8 protein-coding genes and 1 other RNA gene are annotated in these 7,725 nt (G+C 29.4%); 4 read left to right on the top strand and 5 right to left on the bottom strand.

What is annotated here, in order from left to right; genetic code table 11:
* Nucleotides 1–273 (bottom strand): DUF4199 domain-containing protein (locus tag Q0352_RS07585; RefSeq protein ID WP_299526056.1); only part of this gene is annotated, 273 nt, incomplete at its 3' end.
* A gap of 180 nt (nt 274–453) precedes the next feature.
* Here Q0352_RS07585 and ffs point away from each other — a divergent pair.
* From ffs to fsa, 3 genes are all read left to right on the top strand, one after another.
* Nucleotides 454–552, top strand: an RNA gene (gene ffs / locus Q0352_RS07580) — signal recognition particle sRNA small type.
* Between the two features lie 136 nt (nt 553–688).
* A complete protein-coding gene (locus Q0352_RS07575) occupies nt 689–1,492 on the top strand; it encodes an SDR family oxidoreductase (RefSeq protein ID WP_299526053.1) in 804 nt (267 codons plus the stop codon).
* A gap of 60 nt (nt 1,493–1,552) precedes the next feature.
* On the top strand, nt 1,553–2,206 hold the full coding sequence (gene fsa / locus Q0352_RS07570; protein WP_299526050.1) for a fructose-6-phosphate aldolase: 654 nt from the start codon (nt 1,553–1,555) through the stop codon (nt 2,204–2,206).
* 73 nt (nt 2,207–2,279) lie between these two features.
* Here fsa and Q0352_RS07565 read toward each other — a convergent pair whose 3' ends face one another.
* From Q0352_RS07565 to argS, 4 genes are all read right to left on the bottom strand, one after another.
* Nucleotides 2,280–2,699 (bottom strand): hypothetical protein, encoded by a 420-nt coding sequence (locus Q0352_RS07565; RefSeq protein ID WP_299526047.1) that lies wholly within the window; start codon nt 2,697–2,699, stop codon nt 2,280–2,282.
* Between the two features lie 19 nt (nt 2,700–2,718).
* Nucleotides 2,719–3,138, bottom strand: a complete 420-nt coding sequence (locus tag Q0352_RS07560) for a hypothetical protein (RefSeq protein ID WP_299526044.1) — start codon at nt 3,136–3,138, stop codon at nt 2,719–2,721.
* Between the two features lie 156 nt (nt 3,139–3,294).
* Complete coding sequence (lpdA, locus tag Q0352_RS07555) at nt 3,295–4,683, bottom strand: dihydrolipoyl dehydrogenase (protein ID WP_299526041.1); 1,389 nt, start codon at nt 4,681–4,683, stop codon at nt 3,295–3,297.
* Between the two features lie 111 nt (nt 4,684–4,794).
* Nucleotides 4,795–6,564 (bottom strand): arginine--tRNA ligase, encoded by a 1,770-nt coding sequence (gene argS / locus Q0352_RS07550; protein WP_299526038.1) that lies wholly within the window; start codon nt 6,562–6,564, stop codon nt 4,795–4,797.
* A gap of 85 nt (nt 6,565–6,649) precedes the next feature.
* Between argS and Q0352_RS07545 the strand changes: the two genes are divergently transcribed.
* Nucleotides 6,650–7,147: a YkgJ family cysteine cluster protein gene (locus Q0352_RS07545; protein WP_299526035.1), complete on the top strand. Its 498-nt coding sequence runs from the start codon at nt 6,650–6,652 to the stop codon at nt 7,145–7,147.
* Nucleotides 7,148–7,725 lie beyond the last annotated feature (578 nt).

Genomic DNA, 7,725 nt, shown 5'->3' with positions numbered 1-7,725 from the left:
AATAATTACGATAACAGTACTTACAACTGTAAGTCCAACACCTATTTTTACAGCTTGTCCCCAAGACATAAATCCGTTATTATCACTTTTAAACTTATTCATTCCCATTACAATCATGGTAAGCATAATTACGATGTTTATGACACTAACTGACCAATGTGGTTTTACATGATTTCCCATTGCATATACTACAAGGCTTACTAAAACAGAAATAATACCTAAGTATAATCCGTAGTTTAAAATTGTGTTTTTACTTGATGTTTGATTTTCCATTGTGATTTGATTTTTTTAGTTAGTTGGACAAATATATTGAATTCATTTTTGTTTTCATTTTAAGTTTAGAAAAACCATGAAATAAAACATATACAATTGATTAGTAACTAAAATTGAAGTTTTGTTACAAATTTGGTAAGAAAAGATTGTGCAAGATTAAAAATGATTGTAAATTTGCAGCGGCAAGTCCTACACAACTAGCTCCCTTTGAATCCTCCAGGGCGGGAACGCAGCAAAGGTATTAGGTTGTAGCAGTGTGATGTAGGTAGCTTGCCTTTTTTTATGTCCTTTTTTTTAAATTTCAAAAATAGAAATTACCTCAAATTAATTTCACTTCCAATTCTAATTTTAGTCCAAATACCGTACTTTTGAAACTTATTAAGGAATTTTTAACCTTTCAATATTTAATCATTTAATGAAAAAAGTAGTTTTAATTACAGGAGGTTCTTCAGGAATAGGAAAATCTGTTGGTGAGTTTTTAACCCAAAAAGGATTTATTGTTTATGGAACAAGCAGAAATTCAAACAACATAAAAAATCATCCATTTAAATTGGTCTCATTAGATGTTAATAATACTGAAACTATTTTAAAAGCTGTTGAAGAAGTTATTTCAAACGAAGGAAGATTAGATATTCTAATTAATAATGCAGGAATGGGAATTACAGGTCCTATTGAAGAAACTCCAACCAATGAAATGCGCAGGGTTTTTGATACTAATTTTTTTGGAGCTATCAATGTAATGAAAGCGGTTTTGCCACAAATGCGCAGTCAAAAAAGCGGATTAATAATTAATGTGACTTCAATTGCGGGTTATATGGGATTGCCTTTTAGAGGTATTTATTCTGCTACAAAAGGTGCTTTAGAAATTGTAACTGAGGCAATTAGAATGGAAGTTAAAAGTTTTGGTATTGAAGTAACCAATGTTGCGCCTGGTGATTTTGCTACCAATATTGCATCAGGAAGATATCATACTCCCGTTTTTGAAAATTCACCTTATAAAGAAAACTATCAAAGTAACTTAAATTTAATGGATACACATGTAGATAGCGGAAGCGACCCAATTGAAATGGCAAAAGCTATTTATAAAATCATCAATACTTCAAAACCTAAAATTCACTATAAAGTTGGAGACTTTATGCAAAAATTTTCAATAGTATTAAAAAAAATACTGCCCGATACAGTTTATGAAAAGATGTTAATGAATCATTATAAATTGTAATGATTTGAGTACTTTTGTGAAGTATAAATAATTCAGTATAAATTAAACAACCTATAAAGAATGAAATTTTTTATTGACACAGCAAATTTAGATCAAATTAGAGAAGCGCAAGCTTTAGGTGTTTTAGATGGGGTAACTACAAACCCGTCTTTAATGGCAAAAGAAGGAATTACAGGGAAAAATAATATTTTAAAACATTACGTTGATATTTGCAATATAGTTGAAGGCGATGTAAGTGCAGAAGTTATTGCAACTGATTTTGAAGGAATGATAAAAGAAGGCGAAGAATTGGCTGAATTGCATCCTCAAATTGTGGTAAAATTACCAATGATTGCTGATGGAATTAAAGCTTGTAAATATTTTTCAGATAAAGGAATTAAAACAAATGTAACGTTGGTATTTTCTGCAGGTCAGGCATTATTAGCTGCTAAAGCAGGAGCAACATATATGTCTCCTTTTATTGGTCGTTTAGACGATATTTCTACAGACGGATTAGATTTGATTTCAGAAATTAGACTTATTTATGATAATTATGGTTTTGAAACTCAAATTTTAGCTGCATCTGTGCGTCATACAATGCATATTATGAATTGTGCAAAAATTGGAGCTGATGTAATGACAGGACCTTTAAGTGCAATAAAAGGTTTACTAAAACATCCTTTAACTGATATTGGCTTGGCCCAATTTTTAACTGATTATAAAAAAGGAAACTAAAATAGATTTAAATTCAAAAAAAAGGAACTGTTATTAACAGTTCCTTTTTTTTATAATAATTTATGAATAAAATTTATACTTTTTTATATGTATGAACTTTCCCTTTAAAATTATATTGAATTTCTTTTACCTTTTCATTCTTAATTTTTTTAGCTTCCTCTTCATTTAATTCAAAATCAATTTCAGTATAATAAGAAGCTGTATTTTTTATTTTATTAGATTCAATATCTGTATTATCAGAGTTTAAGGTTAATGAATCATTTTCAAAAATAAAAGTTAGAGTACAACCTGTTCTTTTAATTTTTGTTGATAAATCACCAATTATTATAGTTTTTATAAAAGGAAAGCCACCCAATTCTTCAAAATCTAAATAAACATTATTAGTAACATCTTCAGCATATATGGTTCCTCCTTTAAATTCAATTTTAGGAAGAACTTCCTTAGGTGTTTTTTCTTTTTTAGGTTTTAAAATATTTGAAAATGAAAATGCCATAATATGTTAATGAGTTTTATTAATGATATGCTTGATTATGAGCTAAATCTGAACCGCAAGAAACACATTTTGTAGCTGTTCCAGCACCGCCATAACATCCGTTAGCACAAGTATAATGGAAAACACCTAAAGCATTTTGCGCAGGTGAAGCAGCTGTATTTGCAGCAGGATTGGTATTTAAATCAGTTTTAGGAACATTTAATGGTCCGTTTTTTAAAAAATCATCGTTGTGAAATGCTAAGTTATGTGTGTATGGAGTACTACATGTTGGGCAATTTCCAGCAACGTCGCTTCCACTATTTTCACATTTATTATCGCAAATATAATGAACTACTTTATTTGTTTCTTTGTTTACTTTTTGTATTGTTTTAGGTTTGTCTTCTTTACAAGAAATTGTAATTGCAAAAATTAAAACTAAAAATAGTTGGAATACTTTCATATAATTAAAATGATTGTTAGTTTTCAAATATAGTATAAAAATATAAATTTTGGAAGTGTATAATCTAAACTTAGATTATTAAATTTACTTTTTAGGAGTATTTATAAACAAAAAAAGTCCTAACAAATTTGCCAGGACTTTTAATAATTATCTATTTTATAAGTGAATCACCTCATCATAAGCATCGGCAACAGCTTCCATAACTGCTTCACTCATAGTTGGGTGAGGGTGAATTGTTTTTAAAACTTCGTGCCCTGTAGTTTCTAATTTTCTACCTAAAACAGCTTCAGCAATCATATCAGTTACACCAGCACCAATCATATGGCAACCTAGCCATTCTCCATATTTAGCATCAAAAATTACTTTTACAAAACCATCAGGAGTTCCTGCAGCTTTTGCTTTTCCTGAAGCAGAGAATGGAAATTTTCCAATTTTTAATTCATATCCTTGTTCTTTTGCTTGAGCTTCAGTTAAACCAACACTTGCAATTTCTGGAGTTGCATAAGTACAACCAGGAATATTCCCGTAATCAACTGCTTCAGTATTTAAGCCAGCTAATTTTTCAACAAGCGTAATCCCTTCAGCAGAAGCAACATGCGCTAATGCAGGTCCAGGAACAACATCACCAATAGCATAATAACCAGGTATATTTGTTTGGTAAAAATCGTTTACTAAAATTTTATCTCTATCTGTAATAATTCCAACATCTTCTAAACCAATGTTTTCAATATTTGATTTTATTCCAACAGCAGAAAGTACAATATCAGCTTCTAATATCTCTTCTCCTTTTTTAGTTTTAACAACTGCTTTTACACCTTTTCCTGAAATATCAACAGATTCAACAGATGAGTTAGTCATTACTTTAATTCCTGATTTTTTGAAAGAGCGTTCAAATTGTTTTGAAACATCTATATCTTCCAAAGGAACTAAATTTGGTAAAAACTCTACAATAGTAACTTCAGTACCCATAGCATTGTAAAAGTGTGCAAATTCAACACCAATAGCTCCAGAACCAACAATAATCATTTTTTTAGGTTGTAATGGTAATGTCATCGCTTGGCGATACCCAATAACTTTTTTTCCATCTTGTGGTAAGTTTGGTAATTCACGTGAACGAGCTCCTGTTGCAATAATTATATGATCTGCACTATATTCAGTTACTTTTCCATCAGCATCAGTTACATCAACTTTTTTTCCAGTTTTAATTTTCCCAAAACCATCAATAATATCAATTTTGTTCTTTTTCATTAAAAACTGAACACCTTTACTCATTCCATCAGCAACATTTCTACTACGTTTTATAACGGCATCAAAATCTTTGTCAATAGCTTCAGCTTTTAAGCCATATTCATCAACATGTTTTAAATAATCATAAACTTGGGCACTTTTTAATAAAGCTTTTGTAGGAATACATCCCCAGTTTAAACAAATTCCACCTAAATTTTCTTTTTCTACTACGGCAACTTTAAATCCAAGTTGTGAAGCTCTAATGGCTGTAACGTATCCTCCAGGACCACTACCAATTATTATTATGTCGTATTTCATGTTTTTTAAATTTTAAGTTAGCAGTATTTAGCTGCAAATTTAAGTATTTATTATTCTTTATTCTTAGAACAAGGTTTTAATTAACTATAATGTTTTCGAGTTCTTACATTCTTACATTCTCTCAGGAACATTAATTCCTAATAATTTAAAGGCAGATTTTATTATTTCACTAACTTTTGACGAGAGCTGTGTTCTTAAGATTTTTTCATCTTCATTTTCACATCCTAAGATAGGCACACTTTGATAAAATGAATTATATTCTTTTACTAAATCGTACGTATAATTTGCAATAAGTGCAGGGCTGTGATTTTTTGCTGCATTCTGAATTGTTTCAGGATACAATTGAATTTGCTTTATAAGTGAACGTTCTTTTTCGTGTAATTCAATACTAGTTATTTCTTTCGTATAATCAAAAGTCGCTTTTCTTAAAATAGATTGAATTCTTGCATACGTATATTGAATAAACGGACCTGTATTACCTGCAAAATCGACAGATTCTTCTGGATTGAATAAGATTCGTTTTTTTGGATCAACCTTTAATATATAATATTTAAGAGCACCCAAACCAATGGTTTTATATAATACTTCTTTTTCCTCAGCTGAGTAGCCTTCTAATTTTCCTAATTCTTGAGAAATTTCACCAGCTGTTTTAGTCATTTCTTCCATTAAATCATCAGCATCTACAACAGTTCCTTCTCTCGATTTCATTTTACCGCTTGGTAAATCTACCATTCCGTATGATAAATGATACAGATTTTTGGCCCAATCATATCCTAATTTATCAAGTATTAAAAACAACACTTTAAAGTGGTAATCTTGCTCATTACCAACGGTATATACCAATTCGTCTAAATCGTAATCTTTAAAACGTTCAATGGCAGTTCCAATATCTTGTGTCATATAAACCGCAGTTCCATCAGAGCGTAATACTATTTTTTCATCTAAGCCATCTTCAGTTAAATCAATCCAAACTGAACCATCTTCTTTTTTATAAAAAACTCCTTTTTCTAAACCGTTTGCAACAACATCTTTTCCTAATAAATAGGTATTACTTTCATAGTAATTTTTATCAAAATCAACACCAAGTTCTTTATATGTTTGGTCAAAGCCAGTATACACCCATTGGTTCATAGTTTTCCAAAGTGATACAATTTCTTCATCTCCAGCTTCCCATTTCAATAACATTTCTTGAGCTTCTACTAAAAGTGGAGCTTCTTTTTTTGCTTCTTCTTCTGTTTTTCCTTTAGAAATTAATTGGCTTATTTGTTTTTTATATTCTTGATCGAATTTGACATAATAATTACCAACTAATTTATCACCTTTCAATCCAGTACTTTCAGGAGTTTCATTATTTCCAAAACGTTGCCAAGCCAACATACTTTTACAAATATGAATTCCACGATCGTTTATAATTTGTGTTTTGTAAACTTTTTTCCCAGAAGCCTTCATTATTTCAGCAACAGAATAACCTAATAAGTTATTTCTAATATGCCCTAAATGAAGTGGTTTGTTTGTATTTGGCGAAGAATATTCAACCATAACAGCTTTTTCATTCACTTTAGGAGCAACAAACCCAAAGTTTTTAGTTTTATGAATGTTATTATAGCTGTTTGTAAAATATGAATCAGCAATAACTAAATTTAAAAAACCTTTAACAACATTGAAATCGGAAACTTGTTCAACATTTTCTTTTAAGTATTCACCAATTTTAGTTCCAATTTCAACTGGGTTTCCTTTCACAAAGCGTAAAAATGCAAAAACAACAATAGTGATATCACCCTCGAAATCCTTTTTAGTTGCTTGAAATTCGACTGATTCTATAGCCGCATTGTAAATCTTTTGAAAGCCTTTTTTTACGGCTATTTCTAAACTGTTTTGCATAATTTGTTTGCTGAAATATTTTGAAATGCAAAAATACATAATTTTTGAAAATTTTTAATCGTATTTTTGCGGTTAAATTAAAATAATGGAAGCGTTTTTAAAGGAGTTACCTGAATTAGCAAAAGAAAAATTAGCAGAAAGTAAAAAATATTTTCTAAAACTAAAAAAGAGAACACCAAAAAATTTGGATTTAGTAATGCAGGAATTGCACGATAATGAATTTAAGAAAACAGATTGTTTAACATGTGGGAATTGCTGCAAAACTACTAGCCCAATATTTACTGAAAAAGATATTCAACGTATTTCTAAACATTTAAAAATGAAAGTTGTGAATTTTATATCACAATATTTAGATAGAGATGTAGACGATTTTTATGTATTAAAAACAGCTCCTTGTTCTTTTTTAGATTTAGAAGATAATACTTGTTTCATTTATGATGTTCGTCCGAAGGCTTGCAGTGAATATCCTCATACTAATCGTCGTAAATTTAGTCAAATATCGGATTTAACGTTGAAGAATACTGAAATTTGTCCTGCCGTTTATAATATTATTGAAGCATTGAAAATTAAGTTACCAGTTTAATTTTACTATAAATTTTCATTTTTTTAGAATAAGTTACTTTATAAAATTGAGCTTAATAGGGATACTATTTTTAGTTTATGTGGGTGGGAAGCCAATTAAATATTAAATATCCCACAGATGTAATATTTAAGTAGAGGCTTCCCAAATTAAATTTTTAGACTGAACAAGGGAAGTTAAATAATATTTGTAACCCCTTACAAATACTAAATATACTTCCCTGATATTCAATAAGAATGATATTTCAAGTTAAATGCATTTCATTATGGATACGTTTAATAAATTTTAGTTGAATGTTATTTTTTTTTTAAGTTGATAAACTTTTTATACTAACCGTTGTGGGGACTTCGGTTTATTTTTTTTACTTTATTAGAACTACCGTTGTGGGGACAACTTTTAACAAGTTTTACAATACTACCGTTGTGGGGACAATCGATATAAGTATGTGTTAAACTATATTAGAGCACAATTTTTTGGTGTAATTAGGTTACCAAGATGATTTATATAGTTGAATCCAGGTATTAAAGTATTTATATATATTCTTTCACTGTTAGTTTTTAACACTTGTTTTTTACTACTAT

This window comes from uncultured Lutibacter sp. (assembly GCF_937891065.1).
Lineage (GTDB): Bacteria > Bacteroidota > Bacteroidia > Flavobacteriales > Flavobacteriaceae > Lutibacter.
The sequence above is the reverse complement of the archived record's forward strand: the minus strand, read 5'-3'. Positions and strand labels throughout refer to the sequence as shown.